The organism is Halomonas sp. HL-93 (assembly GCF_900086985.1).
In the GTDB taxonomy this organism is placed as follows: domain Bacteria; phylum Pseudomonadota; class Gammaproteobacteria; order Pseudomonadales; family Halomonadaceae; genus Vreelandella.
The window spans coordinates 3,053,555-3,071,408 of sequence record NZ_LT593974.1 but is presented as its reverse complement, the minus strand read 5'-3'; the positions used below and the strand labels follow the sequence as shown (position 1 = coordinate 3,071,408).

The 17,854-nt window shown below is 58.3% G+C and carries 15 protein-coding genes and 1 pseudogene; 6 read left to right on the top strand and 10 right to left on the bottom strand.

The annotated features are described in order from the left end of the window. Positions 1–16: 16 nt before the first annotated feature. From GA0071314_RS14210 to GA0071314_RS19350, 4 genes and pseudogenes are all read left to right on the top strand, one after another. Positions 17–3,163 carry a multidrug efflux RND transporter permease subunit gene (locus tag GA0071314_RS14210; protein ID WP_074397262.1) on the top strand — a complete coding sequence of 1,049 codons (3,147 nt, stop codon included), beginning with the start codon at positions 17–19 and terminating at the stop codon, positions 3,161–3,163. Positions 3,164–3,167: 4 nt separating this feature from the next. Beyond that, the gene (locus GA0071314_RS14205; RefSeq protein WP_074397261.1) at positions 3,168–4,604 is read left to right on the top strand and encodes an efflux transporter outer membrane subunit; all 1,437 of its coding nucleotides are present in this window, start codon (positions 3,168–3,170) and stop codon (positions 4,602–4,604) included. A 34-nt stretch (positions 4,605–4,638) separates the two neighbouring features. Continuing rightward, positions 4,639–6,153, top strand: coding sequence for an MFS transporter (locus tag GA0071314_RS14200; RefSeq protein ID WP_074397260.1), 1,515 nt, complete (start codon positions 4,639–4,641; stop codon positions 6,151–6,153). Then, positions 6,153–6,410 (top strand): annotated as a pseudogene (locus GA0071314_RS19350) (transposase); the annotation flags it as partial. The gene GA0071314_RS14200 and the pseudogene GA0071314_RS19350, both read left to right, overlap by 1 nt. Positions 6,411–6,853: 443 nt before the next feature. Here the strand turns inward: GA0071314_RS19350 and GA0071314_RS14185 are convergent. Beyond that, entirely contained in the window at positions 6,854–7,150 is a 297-nt protein-coding gene (locus GA0071314_RS14185; protein ID WP_074397259.1) for a DUF1330 domain-containing protein, read from the bottom strand. Positions 7,151–7,222: 72 nt separating this feature from the next. Beyond that, positions 7,223–7,741 carry a cupin domain-containing protein gene (locus GA0071314_RS14180; RefSeq protein ID WP_074397258.1) on the bottom strand — a complete coding sequence of 173 codons (519 nt, stop codon included), beginning with the start codon at positions 7,739–7,741 and terminating at the stop codon, positions 7,223–7,225. 213 nt (positions 7,742–7,954) lie between these two features. Here GA0071314_RS14180 and GA0071314_RS14175 point away from each other — a divergent pair, with 213 nt between their 5' ends. Next, positions 7,955–10,093, top strand: coding sequence for a TonB-dependent siderophore receptor (locus tag GA0071314_RS14175; protein WP_074397257.1), 2,139 nt, complete (start codon positions 7,955–7,957; stop codon positions 10,091–10,093). 147 nt (positions 10,094–10,240) lie between these two features. Here the strand turns inward: GA0071314_RS14175 and GA0071314_RS14170 are convergent, their stop codons facing one another. The 4 genes from GA0071314_RS14170 to GA0071314_RS14155 all read right to left on the bottom strand — a co-directional run bounded on the left by GA0071314_RS14170 (position 10,241) and on the right by GA0071314_RS14155 (position 13,461). After that, the gene (locus tag GA0071314_RS14170) at positions 10,241–10,774 is read right to left on the bottom strand and encodes a hypothetical protein (protein WP_074397256.1); all 534 of its coding nucleotides are present in this window, start codon (positions 10,772–10,774) and stop codon (positions 10,241–10,243) included. Positions 10,775–10,883: 109 nt separating this feature from the next. Continuing rightward, complete coding sequence (locus GA0071314_RS14165) at positions 10,884–12,020, bottom strand: MFS transporter (RefSeq protein WP_074397255.1); 1,137 nt, start codon at positions 12,018–12,020, stop codon at positions 10,884–10,886. Then, complete coding sequence (locus GA0071314_RS14160) at positions 12,017–12,544, bottom strand: TetR/AcrR family transcriptional regulator (protein WP_074397254.1); 528 nt, start codon at positions 12,542–12,544, stop codon at positions 12,017–12,019. Before GA0071314_RS14160 ends, GA0071314_RS14165 begins: the two co-directional genes overlap by 4 nt. 83 nt (positions 12,545–12,627) lie before the next feature. Further along, a complete protein-coding gene (locus GA0071314_RS14155) occupies positions 12,628–13,461 on the bottom strand; it encodes an SDR family oxidoreductase (RefSeq protein ID WP_074397253.1) in 834 nt (277 codons plus the stop codon). Between the two features lie 110 nt (positions 13,462–13,571). On the opposite strand from GA0071314_RS14155, the gene GA0071314_RS14150 reads away from it, so the two are divergent. Then, positions 13,572–14,465 (top strand): LysR family transcriptional regulator, encoded by an 894-nt coding sequence (locus GA0071314_RS14150; protein ID WP_074397252.1) that lies wholly within the window; start codon positions 13,572–13,574, stop codon positions 14,463–14,465. Positions 14,466–14,500: 35 nt separating this feature from the next. Here the strand turns inward: GA0071314_RS14150 and GA0071314_RS14145 are convergent, their stop codons facing one another. From GA0071314_RS14145 to GA0071314_RS14130, 4 genes are read right to left on the bottom strand one after another with little or no spacing between them, the layout of a single operon-like run. Beyond that, entirely contained in the window at positions 14,501–14,926 is a 426-nt protein-coding gene (locus GA0071314_RS14145; protein ID WP_074397251.1) for a Rid family hydrolase, read from the bottom strand. 42 nt (positions 14,927–14,968) lie between these two features. Then, on the bottom strand, positions 14,969–16,372 hold the full coding sequence (locus GA0071314_RS14140; RefSeq protein ID WP_074397250.1) for an ATP-binding protein: 1,404 nt from the start codon (positions 16,370–16,372) through the stop codon (positions 14,969–14,971). Beyond that, complete coding sequence (locus GA0071314_RS14135) at positions 16,341–17,027, bottom strand: response regulator transcription factor (protein ID WP_074397249.1); 687 nt, start codon at positions 17,025–17,027, stop codon at positions 16,341–16,343. Before GA0071314_RS14135 ends, GA0071314_RS14140 begins: the two co-directional genes overlap by 32 nt. Continuing rightward, positions 17,027–17,842 (bottom strand): MipA/OmpV family protein, encoded by an 816-nt coding sequence (locus GA0071314_RS14130; protein WP_074397248.1) that lies wholly within the window; start codon positions 17,840–17,842, stop codon positions 17,027–17,029. Before GA0071314_RS14130 ends, GA0071314_RS14135 begins: the two co-directional genes overlap by 1 nt. Between the last annotated feature and the right edge of the window lie 12 nt (positions 17,843–17,854).

The following is a 17,854-nucleotide window of genomic DNA, read 5'->3' as shown; positions in this document are numbered from 1 at the left end:
TTTCGGAGTACTCGAAATGCCGCAGTTTTTTATCCAGCGTCCGGTCTTTGCATGGGTGGTCGCGCTGTTCATCGTTTTGCTGGGCGTGATGGCCATTCCGAAGTTGCCGGTCTCTCACTACCCCTCGGTCGCGCCTCCTTCGGTGACCATCACCGCGACTTATCCTGGTGCCACGCCGAAGACCATGAACGATGCCGTGCTCGGTCTCATCGAACGTGAACTGTCCAGCGTCAAGAAGCTGCTGTACTTCGAGTCGTCGGCGGATTCTTCCGGCTCGGCGTCTGTTACCGCCACCTTCAAGCCAGGCACCGACCCGGAGCTGGCGCAAGTGGATGTGCAGAACAAGCTCAAGGCGATCGAGCCTCGGTTACCGCAAGCGGTTCGACAGGATGGGCTGAGCGTCGAATCGGCGTCATCCAGTTTTCTGATGATCGTGGGGCTGAATTCCGATGATGGCCGTTTTGATGAGCTCGCTCTCAACGATTATATGGCACGCAATATCGTCGAGGAGTTGCGACGCATCGACGGAGTCGGTCGTGTGCAGCTGTTCGGTGCCGAGCAGGCGATGCGGATTTGGATAGACCCGGACAAGCTGATTGCTTATGACTTGTCGGTCAACGATCTCTCCGATGCGATCAAGGAGCAGAACGCACAGATCGTGCCGGGCAGTATGGGGACGTCTCCGGCCGTGCCAGGACAAAAAGTCACCACGCTGTTGACCGCGCAAGGGCAATTGAAGACGCCGGAAGCGTTCGCCGCCATCGTCCTTCGCGCGAATGTCGACGGTTCCAAAGTGGTCTTGGGTGATGTGGCTCGCATTGAGTTGGGCGCCCAATCCTACGGTTTTTCCAATCGCGAGGATGGCCAGCCGGCCACGGCAGCGGCTGTACAGCTGGCACCCGGCGCCAATGCGGTCCGTACCGCCGAAGGTGTACAGGCTCGGCTCGCCGAGTTAAGTCAAAGCTTGCCGGCGGGCATGAACTATTCGATTCCCTTCAATACGGCTCCGTTCGTCAAGGTTTCCATCGAGAAGGTCATCCATACCCTCGTCGAGGCGATGGTGCTGGTCTTTCTGGTGATGTTGCTGTTCCTGCAGAAGATCCGTTACACGCTGATCCCTGCGCTGGTGGCGCCGATCGCGTTGCTGGGGACGTTCACGGTAATGCTGCTGGCGGGTTTCTCGATCAACGTCCTGACGATGTTCGGCATGGTGTTGGCGATTGGCATCATCGTCGATGACGCGATCGTGGTGGTCGAGAACGTCGAGCGCATCATGGCCAAGGAAAGGTTGTCGCCAAAGGACGCCACCATCAAGGCGATGAAGGAAATCACTGGCGCGGTGGTGGGCATCACGCTGGTACTGACGGTGGTGTTCATTCCCATGGCCTTTTCGAGTGGCTCGGTGGGCGCGATCTACAAGCAATTCGCGCTGGCGATGGGGGTCTCGATTCTGTTCTCGGCGTTTCTGGCCCTGACGTTGACGCCGGCACTGTGCGCGAGCCTTCTCAAGCCCATTGAGCCGGGGCACCACGACAAAGGCGGTTTCTTCGGCTGGTTCAACCAGGCGCTTGATCGTATGACCGGCCGTTACGAATCGCGTGTGGGGAGGCTGGTCGCCCGCAGCGGTCGGGTCATGCTGGTGTTTGTGGTCATCGCGGGCGTGCTGGTGTTCGCCTTCCGTCAGTTGCCTTCGGCTTTTCTGCCGGAAGAGGATCAAGGCTATTTCATGACCAGCATCCAGTTGCCCGCCAATGCCACAAGCGAGCGTACCCTGGACGTGGTCAAGGCGTATGAGTCGTACGTGATGTCGCGCCCTGCGGTGGACGGGAATATGTCGATTCTGGGCTTCGGGTTCTCGGGGTCCGGCGCGAATACGGCGTTGGCGTTCACCACCCTAAAGGACTGGGGACAGCGCGACGGCGCCACGGCGGCGGGCGAAGCGGAACTGGCGCAACAAGCCATGGGTGAACTGAACGAAGGGACGGTGATGAGCATGTTGCCGCCGGCCATCGATGAACTGGGCACCAAATCCGGTTTCACGATGTTCCTGCAGGACCGGCGCAACCAGGGGCCGGCGGCCCTCAAGGCTGCCGAGACGAAGCTTCTTGAACTGGCGGCGCACAGCAAGGCAGTCAGCGACGTCTATTCCGACGGGCTTCCCGAGGGAGCGAGCATTCGTCTTGATATCGATCGCCAGAAGGCCGAAGCGCTCGGCGTCTCGTTCGCGAACATCAGTGAAATTCTGTCGACCGCGATGGGGTCGTCCTACATCAACGATTTTCCGAATGAGGGCCGGATGCAGCAGGTGATTATGCAAGCGGATGCGGCCGCACGCATGCAGGTCGACGACGTGCTCAAGCTGCAGGTACGAAACAGCAGGGGAGACATGGTGCCCTTGTCAGAGATGGTCATGCCAGTGTGGGACGAAACGCCGCTGCAAATGGTGCGCTACCTGGGCTATCCCGCCGCCAGCATTTCCGGCAGTGCGGCGGCGGGCACCTCCACAGGGGAAGCGATGGCTGAAATGGAGCGTCTGGCCCAGCAACTGCCGCCCGGTTTCGCCGTGGCCTGGACGGGGCAGTCTCTTCAGGAACGGCAGTCCGCTGCCCAGGCGCCGATGCTGGTTGCGCTGTCGATCCTGGCGGTATTTCTGGTGTTGGCCGCTCTTTATGAGAGCTGGTCCATTCCGCTGTCGGTCATCCTGGTGGTGCCGCTGGGTCTGCTGGGGGCGGTGGTTGCCATGTTGCTGCGCGACCTGCCCAACGATGTCTTTTTCAAGGTCGGGATGGTCACCGTGATCGGCTTGTCCACCAAGAACGCGATCCTGATCGTGGAGTTCGCGAAACAGCTGCGTGAGCAAGGTAGTGGATTGATGGAAGCGGCGGTAGAGGCCGCCAGACTGCGCCTGCGCCCGATTCTCATGACCTCCCTCGCTTTCGGTCTTGGGGTGGTGCCGTTGATGGTTGCGTTTGGCGCCAGCGCCAAAACCCAACATGCAATAGGCACGGGCGTGTTCGGCGGCATGGTCAGCGGAACGCTGCTGGTGATCCTCTTTGTTCCGGTGTTCTTCGTGTTCGTGATGGGCCTTCAGGAACGCTTCAATGAGTGGCGTTCTTCCCGTCGCACCGGATCATTGCAACCCCATAATGACAAGGAACGTTGATGCCATGCGGCGCTTGATTCTTCCCATCGTGCTGGCTCTGTCGGGATGCTCACTGACACCGGAATTGATCGAACCGGCGCCACCCGTGCCGGACGCCTTTCCAGTGGCATCATCTGAAAACGCGTCCGTGCAAGCGAGCGATATCGGGTGGCGCACGATGTTCCGAGATCCGCGCTTGCAGCGCCTGATCGAGCTGGCATTGCACAATAACCGGGATTTGCGCCTGGCGACGCTGAACGTCGAGTCCGTACAGGCCCGGTACCGTATTCAGCACGCTGCCGTTTTGCCCAGCATTGAGGCTACCGGCAGCGGCACGCGCCAGCGTACTGCGGCCAATGGAGAAACGACGCCGGCTCAGTCATCCATTGTGACTGAACAGGTAGGCGTGAATGTCGGCTTGAGCGTATTCGAAGTCGACCTGTTCGGCCGGGTGCGGGCCCTGTCGCAAGCTGCCCTGGCGCGCTATCTAGCCAGCGAGGAGGGGCGTCGCGCGGCCCGTATTTCGCTGGTCGCGGCCGTCGCTGACGCCTATCTCACTGAACGACTGGCCCTGGAACAGCGCGACCTTGCCGAACGGACGCTGGCGGATTGGCGGCAATCGCTGGAACTGGCCCGCTTGCTCAGGCAGGCCCGGCAGACCGGTGAACTGGAAGTGGTGCAGGCGGAAGGCCAGGTAGCCACGGCGGAGGCGGATCTGGAAGCCCGAAATCGCGCGGTGAGGCAGGCTCGAAACGCCCTCCGGTTACTGGTCGGCGCGGAACTGCCGGCCGACCTGCCTGAAGCCATGCCACTGGAAGGCCAGCCGGTGATGACGCAGCTGCCCGCAGGACTGCCATCGGATCTGCTGACTCGCCGACCCGATATTCGGCAGGCGGAGCAACTGATGGTCGCAGCCAATGCCGACATCGGCGCGGCCCGCGCGGCGTTCTTCCCCCGTATATCGCTGACCGCATCGCTCGGCTATGCCAGCCCGGCCATGAGCGGTCTGTTCGATGGCCAGCATCGTGTCTGGAGTTTCTCGCCGCAGATCACTCAACCCTTGTTCCAGAATGGGCGGTTGCGTGCCGAGCTGCGAGTCTCCGAAGTGCGCAAGTCGAGTGCGGTTGTCGAGTATGAACGTGCCATCCAGATCGCATTCCGGGAAGTCGCCGACGGGCTGGCGGGACGAGAGACCTTTGCCCGTCAAATCGATGCACAAGCGCGAGTTGTCGGAAGCGCCGAACGGCGAGCTGAGCTATCCAATCTGCGTTACCGGTCAGGTGTCGAAAGTCGGCTCGAATGGCTGGATGCCCAACGCCAGCTATACGCGTCACGGCAGACACTGCTGGATTTGCGCCGCAACGAATTCAGCAATGCGGTGGCGTTATACAAGGCGCTTGGCGGCGGCCTGAGCGATGAACAGAGTGCGACGTCAGGCGCATCAGATGGGAGACGTCGATAGTGGCCCCCACCATCATCAAGGAACCATCCGTCTAATGCTTTTTGCTATCCCAAGACGTTGGCTGGTCCTGTTTGCCGTAATGCTGGCTTTTTTGCCCGTTGTCATCGACATGACGATCCTGCACATCGCCATGCCCTCGCTGACGCCGGCGCTCGGTGCCACGGGCACCGAGGTGCTGTGGATCATCGACATCTACCCGTTGCTGATGGCGGGCCTGCTGGTGCCGATGGGCACGTTGGCCGATCGCGTCGGCACGCGCCGTGTGCTGCTGACCGGTCTCGTTGTGTTCGGGGTGGCGTCGCTACTGGCGGCATTCTCGACGACACCCAGCATGTTGATCGGTGCTCGAGTGCTGCTTGCCATGGGAGGATCGATGATCATGCCCTGTGTTCTGGGCGTCATCCGCAAGACCTTCGAGGACGAGCGCGAACGCGCGATGGCGCTTGGCCTATGGGGAACGGTCGGTGCCGCAGGTGCGGCAGTCGGCCCATTGATTGGCGGCGTCTTGCTGGAACATTACTGGTGGGGCTCGGTGTTCCTCATCAATGTGCCCATCATGCTAGTGGTGGCACCGGTCGCCTATGCACTGCTGCCACGCCTCGAGGATACGACACCAGGAAAATGGGCGTTAGGTCAGGCCCTGATCCTGCTTGTTGGTATCATCGCGGTGGTCTATGGCATCAAGTCTGGGGTGGGGGCGGGGCAGCCGCTGTGGCGCGTAGGGTTGGTGCTCTCCTTGGGTTTGGCGATGCTGGCCTGGTTTACACGTATCCAGTTGCGTTCGGCGATGCCGATGCTGGATTTGTCGCTATTTCGTCATCCGGCCATCGTCGCCGGCATGGTGATGGCGCTAGTAGCGTCCGGCGCCTTGGCAGGTGTCGAGCTGACGCTGGCGCAAGAGCTGCAGTATGTACTGGACAAGACGCCGTTGCAGGCGGGCGTTTTCATGGTACCGATCATGGCGGCCGCTGCGGTCGGTGGTCCCGTTGCGGGCGATCTGTCCAACCGGTTTGGCTTACGGCTGGTCGCCAGCATGTCGATGGCGCTCGCGGCAGCCTCTCTGGCCTATCTGGCGCATGCCGACCTCCATGCGCCTGGCTGGCCAGTACCGTCAGCGCTGGCCGTGCTGGGGCTGACCCTCAGCATCGGTCTGACGGCATCCTCGATCGCGATCATGGGAGCCGTGGATGCCAGTAAGGGCGGGTCGGCGGGGGCTTTGGAAGCCACCGGCTATGAATTGGGCAGTGGGCTTGGCATTACCTTGTTCGGGGTTTTCATGACCAGCGTGTACACCAGAACCATTGTGCTGCCTCCACACTTGGAGTCTGCCCTCGGTGCACAGGCTACGCGCTCGATCAGCGACAGCATCGTCGTGGCGCAACGGCTCGACGCAGCCCGGGCTGACGCGCTCATCACGGCCGCGAAGGCGGCATTCTCTACCACGCATTCGATTCTGTTGACGGCCGCTGCAATGCTCATCGCCCTGCTTTCTGTGGCAGTGTTTCTGATACTTGGTAGCCACCCAGACAAGATAGGTGCTCATGGGTGATGTTGGTCGGGCACTGGCACATCCATGCGGTTTTAGCCTCGGCGAAGGTTACCCGCCGAGAGCGGTTCCTGGCCCAGATGAATGCTCTGGTGCCATGGCAACACCTGATCGACGCACTGTCGCCGTCCTACTTTCCGAATTCGGCAGGCAAGCGGGGCCGGCCGCCAACCGGCCTGGAGTGCATGCTGCGGATTTACTTCCTGCAACAGTGGTATGCCCTTGCCGACGAGGCCCTCGAAGATGCCATCTACGATAGTTGCCCATCACCTTCGTGGCGGTGAAGCTAATGCTGCCTGCCACGGCGCTGCCGATCAGCGGGACGAACTTAGTCACGCCCTTTGCGGCGACCTTGATGCCCATCTTGTTGAGCACCGTCACGATAAGCTTTTTAGTAATGTATTTCCCGGCAAGCTTGCTGCCGGTGTTGGAGATGGCGGTCATCACAAAGAGCTTGGATTCGGTATCCAGGCTTTCGATTTGTTCAGGCGATAAGCCAAATTTTTCATTAATTCGGGGAATCAACCGCATCAAGATGGCCACGTCTGAGCCAAGATCCACCCCGGGGATGGGAATGATCGCCGCCCCGGCAGAGAGGCCTGAACTCCTTGTGACCAACGAATGGCACGCCTGCTTGATGGCGTCGAGGTCTTCACGTGACTCGATCATGATGCGGTCCTCCTTTAATGGGCGATGGGGGCTTCTAGACGCCCTTGATGCCATCCACGATAAACACCCGATAGTCTGCCCCCTGAAAACGGTGCTGGCGGGCTTCCTGGTAGGCGGGGCTTTCATACCAGGCGCGGGCGGCGGCCATATCGGGAAAGCGTAGAATGACGGCCCCTTCCATGGCGCTACCTTCGAGCACTTTAAAATCGCCGTAGAACGCGAGCGGTTCCGGGTCGTGGCCTTCGCGGGCGGCTTTGGCCTTTTCGCTGTAGCGCTCCATTTCGTCACTGTCGTGGGTGTGCTCTTTGATCATTACCACATAAGCGGTCATATGAGGCTCCTGGTCGGTTTGAAATGTGGGTCTCTGGGCATCATACCGTCTATGGGGAGGGGTCTGCCCGTTTTAAGCGTCTTGCCTCCAAAGCGATGTGAGTGAGCCTCCTACCGGGTCGCTTTCTGGCATCGCCACGTTTGCCACCCGTTTCAGCGCGGCTTCAAGCTGTTCCGGGTCGCCGCGCTCTATTTCCGGCTTTTGGCCTGGTGGGTAGGCGCCTACCATACAGAAGTCATCGTCCGCCTCCAGGCTGGCATGCCCAACGCCTGCGGGCAGCACCAGTACATCCCCTTCACAAAGCATCAGTTCGCGGCCGTTGGGGCCGCCCAGCCGAGCACGGGCCTGCCCCCGAAAAATGCCCAATACCTCATGGGCGGTGGAGTGGAAGTGGTCAAAGTCATACAGATGGTAGCGCCAGGACGGCGGCCAGCCGTGGCGCTTGAACATGGCTTCGAACGTGGCGGCGCGTGCCTCTGGATCAGGTGTGTCGATAACGTCTCGGTAGATCAGTACCGGCAGTGGGGAGTTGGGGTAGCCGGTCGTTTCATCGCTGTCGCAATGGAATGTTTCGGGTTCTGGGTTAGTCATCAAGGCCTCCTGATGCTGCGTTGAACGTCGTTATTTAGCAAAGGCTAGCGCATAGGCCGGCGTTGCACTAATATAGAAATCCGATAAAACTAATGATTATGATTAGCATTACCGCTATTGATACGTGGTAGTCGCTCTGATGCTCCCCGCGTCTTTCAAACCAAAACCACAAGGCGAGCAGGGCAGTTTTATTCATTTCAAGGGATCTTTAACATGACTGATAGCAGTAGCCGCGTCCGATGCCATGCGAATCGCTTACGGTGGCAGCAGACCACTGCCGCCATTTTGTGCGGCACGACGCTGTTCACTCTTCCCATGATTGGGAGTGCCCAAGAGACAGCCGACGGCAGTGACAGTAACGAGGATTATCGTCTCTCCCCCATTATCGTTAACGCCCAGGCCTACGCGGATGATGATGCAAACTCGATAATGGCCCAAGAGCTGTGGGTGGGCGGCAAAGTCGCGACCAGTATTCTCGATACTCCCGCTTCTGTGTCGGTCATTACGGAAAAGGAGATTGAGCAGCGGGACGCTAATACCACCGAGGACGTTCTTCAATATACGCCAGGGGTTATCACCGAGTACTACGCAACTGATGACCGTAACGATTATTTCAAGATCCGCGGCTTCCAGGCGACTACTTACCGCGACGGGCTGACGCTGGGCTCCATGCGCGGTGTTCGCGAGGAACCCTACGCCTATGAGCGTGTTGAAGTGCTGCGTGGCGCCAACTCTACCTTGTTTGGCCCCGCCGATCCGGGCGGCTCGGTAAACTTCGTGAGCAAACGGCCAAAGTTTGAGCGTTTTGGAGAAGGCTATCTATCCTATGGCTCATTTGATCGTAAAGAGGCTGGGCTAGATGTAGGCGACACGTTGAATGATAGCGAGACGCTTGCCTATCGCTTCACCGGCAAAATCCAGGATAGTGATCGCGAATACGATCATTCCGAAGATGATAACGAGTTCCTGATGGGCGGCTTGACCTGGGAACCGACGGACTACACCACAGCGACAGTGATGCTGGATCATCTGAGCCGTGACAGTACCCCCAACAGTGGCGGTTATCCATTCGACCGGGAATACAGTCGCAGCGAATTCTTCGGTGAGCCGGACTACAACTTTCACGATGTTGAGCGAACCAGCATGACCGGCCAGCTCACCCATGATTTCGATAATGGGTTAACCCTGCGTGGCAACCTGCGCTATAGCGATCTAACCGACGACTATGGTTATGTTTATTTGACGGACAGTGTTGACCGTGTCGGCACAGTAGTAAACCGCGGCTATCTCGGTTCAGACAGCGAAGCCCAGGAACTGATCGGCAATGCCATCTTGCAATACGATGCCCGGTTCGGTGAGGTCGACAGTAGTACGCTGGCGGGTGTCGAGTATCGTGATGCATCAAGTGAAGGGACGTCCGTTTACGCACCGGGGAGCTCGATCGATATCTCGAACCCGGTTTACAGCGGTGCTCCAAGTAGCCTGACGGTTTACAACAGCGAGGAGCAGGACTACGAGACCCGTTCAGTGTTCGTCCAACAGAACCTGTCGTTCTTCGACCGCTTTATCGTCACGGGTGGGCTACGCAACGACGCTCTCGATCTTTCCAGCACCGATTTGCTCAGTGACACGACTTCTTCCGACGACTTCTCGGAAACCTCCGTTCGGGGGGCATTGACCTACCGTGTCACCGATGAAGTTTCTACCTATGTCAGCATGGTGGAATCGGTCGCGCCACCCGAGGTGGGTGTAACGCCCGAACGCGGCGAGCAGTATGAGGTTGGCGTGAAATATGCGCCGTTTGGCATGAATGCGTTGTTCTCAGCGTCGGTCTATGAGCTGAACAAGGACGATGTCACCATCGCGGTTGTGCAGGATAACGGCACTATCGAGCGCGAAAACATTGGCGAATCTCAGGTTCACGGCCTGGATTTGGAAGCCAAGGCCGAGCTAACCGATAACCTGAGCCTGACGGGTGGCTATTCCTATATGGAGTCTGAAGTGAAGCGCGGTACGCTCCAGGATGGCACTTCGCTCGAGGGCAATGAGTTCACTGAGGCACCGAAACATACGGCCTCAATCTGGACGCATTACGCGCTGCCAAATCAGGATATGAGTGTTGGCCTGGGTGCCCGCTATACGGATGCCTACTACTTTGATGCCGCCAATACGTCCAAGAGCGATGCGGCAACGCTGTTTGATGCGTCTTTCAGCTATCAGCTTAATCAAGACACCGATCTTACCGTCAACGTCAGCAACCTGCTTGACGAGCAGCACGTGGTGGGCTCCGGTACGGCTGACTTTTACAATCAGGGCCGTGAAGTCGTGGCCAAAGTCAGCTATCGCTGGTAAGGCACTATCAAGGCTCCTGGCAAAATTGAAAACCCCCGCTTTTTAGGCGGGGGTTGCTTTTTAGGCGTCTGTTAGGCCATCAACGATAAAGACGCGGTAGCCGGCACCTTGGCAACGGTGGTCAATAGAAGGGGCCAATACAGGCCGCTACTTGGCTTTCGTGGGTAAATTATCAGCAACGAGTGGCTCTGGCTCAAGCACAATGTCTTGCTCTAGCCGCTCATTTTCCAGAGCCGCCAGGGCAATTTGATAACAATCTTCGATATGACGGTTGCCCATCATCTTCATGGCAGTGAAGCTAATACTGCCTGCCACAGCGCTACCGATAAAAGGAACGAACTTTGTCACGCCTTTAGCGGCTACCTTGACGCCCATCTTCTGTAGCAGCGCCACGATCAGCTTCTTGGTGATGTATTTGCCCGCCAGTTTGCTGCCGGTATTGGAAATGGCGGTCATGACAAAGAGCTTGGATTCGGTATCCAGGCTTTCGATTTGCTCAGGGGTTAAGCCGAATTTTTGATTAATGTTGGGAATTAACCGGGTCAATATAGCCACGTCCGAACCGAGGTCCACGCCTGGAATGGGAATGATCGCCGCCCCGGCTGAAAGGCCTGAGCTCTTCGTGACCATCGACTGGCATGACGCTTTGATGGCGTCGAGTTCTTCCCTGGTCTCGATCATGTGCAGCTCCTTTGGCAAGTGATGTGAGATAACCGTAGTCGATAGTTGCCTGAAATTCGATAAGGTGGTGTTGCCGTTTCTCAGTTGGCTAAAAATCGGCTTTATTTTTCTACGCAGGCTTGAGCGTAGCGGTACCAGCCCTCGCCAATCCGGCGGTAAAGGCAAGGCACGCAAACACCAACACGGCGACGTCGGGTGTCAGCCACCCCAGTAAAAAGCCGAAAATGGGGGCACCAGCGGTCTGGCCGATGGCGATGGTCAAAAATCCGACCATCAAGCCTGTGGCAGGACGGTCGGGTAGTGCCGTAACGCCCCATACCAGATAAACGCCTGTCAGCATGATATACGCCGCGCCAAAAAGCATGCCGCCGCCGAGCGTTAATAGGGGAGTCGTGGCGCTGTTGCCGACCAGCACAATGCCTATCGCCAATGCGGCAAGGAACAGCCAATGCACGCGGTCGATCCCGAACCGCGCTACCAATGTTCCTGCGCCTGCTCCCGCAATACCCGCTGCCCCGATGGCGATCCAGAGCAGCCCAGCGCCGGTGTTGCCCCAGCCTAACTGCAGCGCGGCAAGTTTGCCGCCGAACGACCAAATAGCGGTGCTGGACGCCCCCATCAGAAAAGAGGCTGTAATCAAGCGGACAATTGCGCGGTCAAAGGGAGGCAAACCGCCTGCGGTCTGAGTCGCTTTGGTGCCGCTGGGTACGCTTAGCGCGGTGGCCACCGCCATCACAAAAGCGGCCGCTGCAAAACACGCGAAGGCTAATCGCCATTGGCCTCCCATGAGTAACGCGACGGGCCCGGAAAGCACCACGCCAGCACTGGTGCCCGCATTAATGATGGTATTGGTGGTACTTTGTTGATCAGGCCGGACAGCGGTAGCCACCGCTGCCGCCATGGGCGGTGAGGCAAGCCCGGTGCTTGAGCCTGCCAGCATCACCGCGCTGGCGAGCAGCAGTGGCGAGGGCGCCATGGCGATGCCTGCCATGCCCCCTGCTGCGACCAGGGCCGCCCCAACAGCGACGGCGCGGGCACCGATGCGTTCGGTCAGGTAGGCCGATAGAATGATGGCAATGCAGTAGCCCAGAAAAGACCCACCCGATATGAAGCCACTTAACGTAGGCGATAGCGCAAGGTCGGTATCGATCTGGGGTAGGAAGAGCCCAAAGGCAAAGCGGGCAAAGCCGTAGCATACCGCAATCAGGCCAAACCCCGCCGCACCAAGATATAAGCTCGGATTCATGAGCGTGCCTGCTTGATAAGTGATAATGCGGCTTTGCGAGCCGAGGTTATCGCCTGCGGGCCACGGTAAATCGCGGCTGCGGTGGCGCCTTCGTAGAGGATAAGAAGCTGTTCAGCGAGTTCCGGCGTCTCCTTGCCACCGGTCTCCAGCGCGACAATGTGCTGGATTTTTTCATAGAGCTTCGCTTTGTGAACCAAAACGGCCTCGGTGATTTCCGGCGTGTCACCCCCGGTTTCACCGTAAGCGCGTAGGAAAAGGCATCCTCTCGCACTCTCGATCCGTATCCATTCCTCCAGCGCGTCAAACAACGCGTCGACGCTATCCACGTCCATGAGCTGGTGGAAGCGCCGGTGGCGCTCGTTGAGCACGTTCGTGATTAGCGATGTTTTACTGCCCGCATGTTTGTAGAGCGTTCGGCTCGACATGCTGGCTGCCTTAGTGAGCTTGTCCATCCCAGTGGCGGTAAAGCCGTGCCGGTCGAAAAGCTGCTCTGCTGCTGAAATAAGCTTTGTCTTGGTATCCATGCTTAGTAGTGTAAAACGATCATTTTACATCATCAATGATCATTCTCTGCGAGGCGATAAACCAGCTGTTGCGACAGGTGGCCTTAAACCTCCTTCCTGTCGGCAGATAGCGCTACCTCCTTGTACGTTTCAAGCGACTCAAGCCGCGCTTTTAGCGCATGGCGAATGGAGTCATAGGCCGTGCTGCCTAACGTAATTCGCAGCGGTGGGTTCGGCATGTCGGTTATATTAATCATGGCATCAACGGTGTTGCCTGCATCGCCCTTAATGGCTAAGTCACCTGACGCCAGTGCCCTACGCAGCTCGCCTGCGGGGGTATCTTCATAGATTGGCGTCGTGAGTGTGCGATCCAGCCCTTCAGCAAAGTGGGTGGCAGTGGGACCCGGCTCGGCGATAACGAAATCAATACCAAAAGGCGCGACCTCCTTCGCCACGGATTCGACGAACCCCTCGATGCCCCACTTCGTGGCGTGATATAGGCTGAAGCTTGGATAGGCGATCTGGCCGCCCTCTGACGATACCTGAACGATGCGGCCACCCCCTTGTTCGCGTAAATGGGGCAGTACAGCGCGAATGAACTGTATGGAGCCTGTGAGGTTAGTCGCGATTTGCCGCTCAATCTGTTCATCGCTGGCTTCCTCGGCAGCGCCAAAGAGTCCATACCCCGCATTGCTGACGACCACATCGATTCGACCGAACGTCGTGAACGCTTGCGAAACGGCATCTCTCATCGTCTGTGTATCCGTCACGTCGAAGGTTAGTATCTGCAAACGATCACCGTGCAAGGCGAGCAAGTCGTCCAGCGCCCCCTTACGGCGTAGCGTTGCTATAACGTGGTCGCCGCGTTCTAGCAGCCGTTCAGTGAGCAGGCGGCCAAGGCCGGTGGAAGTGCCTGTGATAAGCCAGGTTTTAGCCATGAGATTAACTCCTAAGTCATTCATCAAGTGTTGCAAGACAAAGGCTAGGGCAGTAATACTGGTAAGAGAATACTCATCAATTGGCACGAAGAGGTGAAAGTAATTCACCAATGGGCAAGTCAACGCTAACCGACCTCAAGGCGTTTCAGGCCGTGGCGGAACACCGCAGCTTTCGCCGCGCAGCCGACCTGATGGGCGTCAGCCGCTCTTCACTCAGCCATACCCTGCGCACGCTTGAACAACGGTTGGGCACCCGGCTACTGCACCGAACCACACGCAGCGTCTCGCTGACCGAGAGCGGCGAGCGCCTGCTCCAGCGGCTGAGCCCGCTATTGAGCGACTTGGAGTCGATTCTGGAGGATGCGTCCAGCGCCGAGGGGAAAATTACGGGTCGGCTGCGTATCAACGGCAGCGAAGGGGCCATTCGGCTGTTACTGCAAACCGTGGTGCCGCGTTTTCTCGCCCTTCATGAGGGCGTCGAGCTTGATCTCGTGGCCGAGGGGCGGCTGGTGGATATTGTCGAGCAGGGGTTTGATGCGGGTGTCAGGCTGAGAGAGGCGGTTCCTCAGGATATGATCGCCATCCCTGTGGGTAATGAGCTGCGTTTTCTTGCCGTTGCCTCCCCTGACTATCTACGTGGCCGGGCGGCACCAAAGAGCCCGGACGACCTGGCCACTCACCAGTGCATAAGGCAACGGCTGCCGAGCGGTAAACTCTACCGCTGGGAGTTTCAGCAAAACGGCCAGGACGTGGCGGTAGACGTGCCTGGCGCGTTGACCTTGGACAGTAGCCAACTGATGGTGGAGGCTGCGGCGGATGGGTTGGGGATTGCCTACGTGCCAGAGTCCTATGCACATGCCTATTTGCGCGATGGGAGGCTGATGACCGTGCTGGAAGCGTGGTGCCCGCCCATTCCAGGGCTGTGTCTTTACTACCCGAATAACCGGCATGTTCCACCGAGCCTGCGGGCTTTTATTGATCTATTGCGAGAGCTGCGGGGCTAGTGTGCGTTTGCGCATGGTCGTGACGTGATAAGCGCTTAGCCATTCTCGGTGAATGCTGGCAGTACCGCCTCGGCCTCGAAGGCAACCAGCCATTCCGGCTCGGCAAGGCCGTACACAATCAGCCAAGTAGCCGCCGGCGGCGCGACGGGGAAGCGGTGCTTCAACGCTTCCATCACCACGTGCTGGTCGTAACGCGCGGATTCGGCCAGGTAAATTCTCAACATTACCACTCGCGAAAGATCGCCACCGAGGCCTGTTAGCAACTGTTCAACATTGTCCAGCGCCGCATCGGTCTGCTCGGCAAGCTCGGGACCCGCCAGCTCGCCCGACGAATCCACCCCCACTTGGCTGGACATCAGCACCCAGTTGCCTCCCTGTACCAACACGGCTTGGCTATGGCCTTCGGCCAGGGTATCGGGCAGATTAGACGGGTTTAGGGGCTTACGTCTTAAAATTTGCATGACCACCTCGTTGGTAAACGTTTGGTTATGACGATCCCTTGATCAATTGCGTGCGATGCCCTGCTTACCGCTTTCACTGGTCCCGTATTCTCTGTTTAGCGCCATAATCAACCCAGGGTGGGCGTTGTGGGCCGAGAGCTCCCAACCGTGCGCCATGGCAATCTCCTGGCAGATCGCCAGCCCCAAACCGGCGCCGTGGTCGCGTCGATGCGCACCTCGCCAGAAACGAGAGAACAGCAGAGGCAGCTGTTCTGGCGCGACGCCAGGCCCCCGGTCTCGCACGGTTATACTGTTTTCCTGGATCTCAATGCTGACGAGGCTCTGCTTGGGAGCATGCTGGATAGCGTTCTCCAGCAAGTTTTTGAGCAAGGTGAAGCATGCCCCACGATCAGCCTTCCATGTCACCCCATCATTAGCGGCGAGAACGGTTAAATGCACGTCGGTGGACTCCGCCATACGTTGCAAGTAGGTGGAAGTTTCGTGGGCGATGTCCTGCATCCGAACAACGCTAAACTGGTAGTTGTGCGCCTCGCTCGCTTCGGCCAGCAGTAGCAGTTGTTGCACCTGCCGCGTCATGTACTCGACATCGCTCAATAGCGCCTCGCGATCATTCTTACCATCCGCGATCAATTCAATCTGTGCACGAATCAAGGCCAGTGGTGTTTTTAACTCGTGCGCTGCATGGGCGAGAAACTCCTGCTGGAGACGATAACCCCGCTCAAGGCGCGCCAGGGCGTGATTGAAACTATCCACCAGGGGCGCAATTTCCACAGGTACCGCTTCCGTATCGAGCCGGGCATCGATAGAGTGCGGCGAGATAGCCGCCGCCGATTTGGAAACATCGCGCAGCGGCTTGAGGGTTAAGCGCAAGGTAATGTAGGCGCATAGACCGAAGGCAACGAACATGACAAAGCCAAACACCAGTACGCCCGCTACCACCAGTGGAAAGGCTACGAGATAGAGAACATCAACGAATCTTGAACTGGCGACGAACTGCAGATACCACGTTCTTCCACCATGCTCAAAGGGCTCCGTGGCACCGTAGAAAGTTCTGTCATCATACTCAAAGGAAAAGGTGCCACGCGCCAAACGTAGAACCTCGCCGTCGGCTGGCCAGAAAGCTTCTCCGGCACTCGAGGCCACCGCTACGTTCCCGGCATCATCCAGAATTCGGTACGCCGTCTCGCGTTGTGGGCCTTCGTATAGCCAAGCGCGGTCGTTCATGCTGGCGTCGAAACCGACGGGCCGGCCACGACTGTCGAACTCGATATTGTTCGCCATCCCCTCGGCCGCGTCGGCCAGATCCATACGAGGCAGTAGATCACTCTGAAGCATCACAGCTGCGGCAATTACCAGCAGTGTGATACTCAGCACCATACCCGCCAAATAGGCCAGCAGCACTTTCAGCCTCAGGCTATTTAGCGTCATCCGCTTGACGAAGCGCATACCCCATCCCTCTGACGTTGGCGATTCGCTGGCGCGAACCGATGGCAAGCAGCTTGCGGCGTAAGCGGTGCAGCGCCACATCCAGGGCATTCGGCGTCACTGCCTCGCTTAACCCCCAGGCCGCCGCTTCCAGCGCACTGCGCCGGACCACCTCATCGTGCTTGTATAACAACAACTGCATAATGTGCAGCTCCGCCGAGGCAAGGGTAATACTCTCGTTACCGCTGAACAGAACGCCGCTTTCCGTATGCAGTCTCAGGTCGCCATGACTGGTATCGATGGGGTGGAACTCCACCGGGCGGCGTAGCAAGGCCTTAACCCGTGCCACCATCTCGTCCATGGCAAATGGCTTGGGCAGGTAGTCATCGGCACCGGATTCAAGACCTTCTAGCCGGTCATGCAGCGCATCGCGGGCCGTCAACACCAGGCAGGGAACGCTGAGCCCCGCGTTGCGCAGCTTCTTCAGCAATAGCAGTCCGTCCCCATCTGGCAAGCCACGATCAAGCACCAGCGCCTGATAGGGCATCTGCTGGATAGCTACCCAAGCCGAATCGATGCGGTCGACCATATCAACGGCGATACCAGCGGCTACCAACCCATTGCACATTAAATGAGCCAGCCGGTCGTGGTCCTCGATCAGCAGTATGCGGCTCATCAGAATGTATAAAGATAGCCAGCTAATACGGCATTTTGGGTCGAACGATCCACCAGCGGACTATCTTTGATTTCGTCCGCCAGACTTGTGACCTCAACACCTATTAGCACAGAGTGATGCTCGTCAAACTGGTACACGCCGCGCACCCCCGCCTCGATATTGATAGCCGATTCCCCTGAATAGGCAGGGCGATCGAAGCGAACCTCATTATCGCGAACGCCGAAATAGTAATCGACGTTCTTGTCGTCCTGCCAGGACGCCCCCAAATGTGGGGTTAGCATTACATGTTCGCCGAATTCCCACGTTCTCTCCAGGCCAAGATCGAAGCGCTGCCCGTCGCTGTTGCCGGAGACGTCGGAGAGCCATTCAGCGCCGACATCAACGATATCGCTTTTCCACTCCACCTTTGCCCCCGCCCAGAAGCCGCCCTCGCGTTCACTCATGCCGTTGAGAATCGGGGCGTCGCCTTCTTCGTAGCCGCTTTCATCGTACTCGGCGACGATACCGAAATTGAGCTGTTGCGAGTCGCTGATTATGAGACTCGGCAGTTTGAATTCGATTTCCGGGCCGAAGAGACTAAAGTACCGGTTCTCGACCTGGAGTAGGGGAAGGGCGCTGTTATCCCGATCGATACCGGCATAGGGTTCCTGCTCGCTTATTGCGCCTACGCCCAATCCCCAGGTGGTTCCGTCTGAATTCTCTTCGTCAGCGAACGCCAACGGAGAGGCAATAACAAGACCACCGATAAATGCGGTTGTCGCCAATCTTATAGTGGTGAGGCGGCCGTTCAGCAATAGCGACTGATGAGAATTCATGGTTGCACTCCT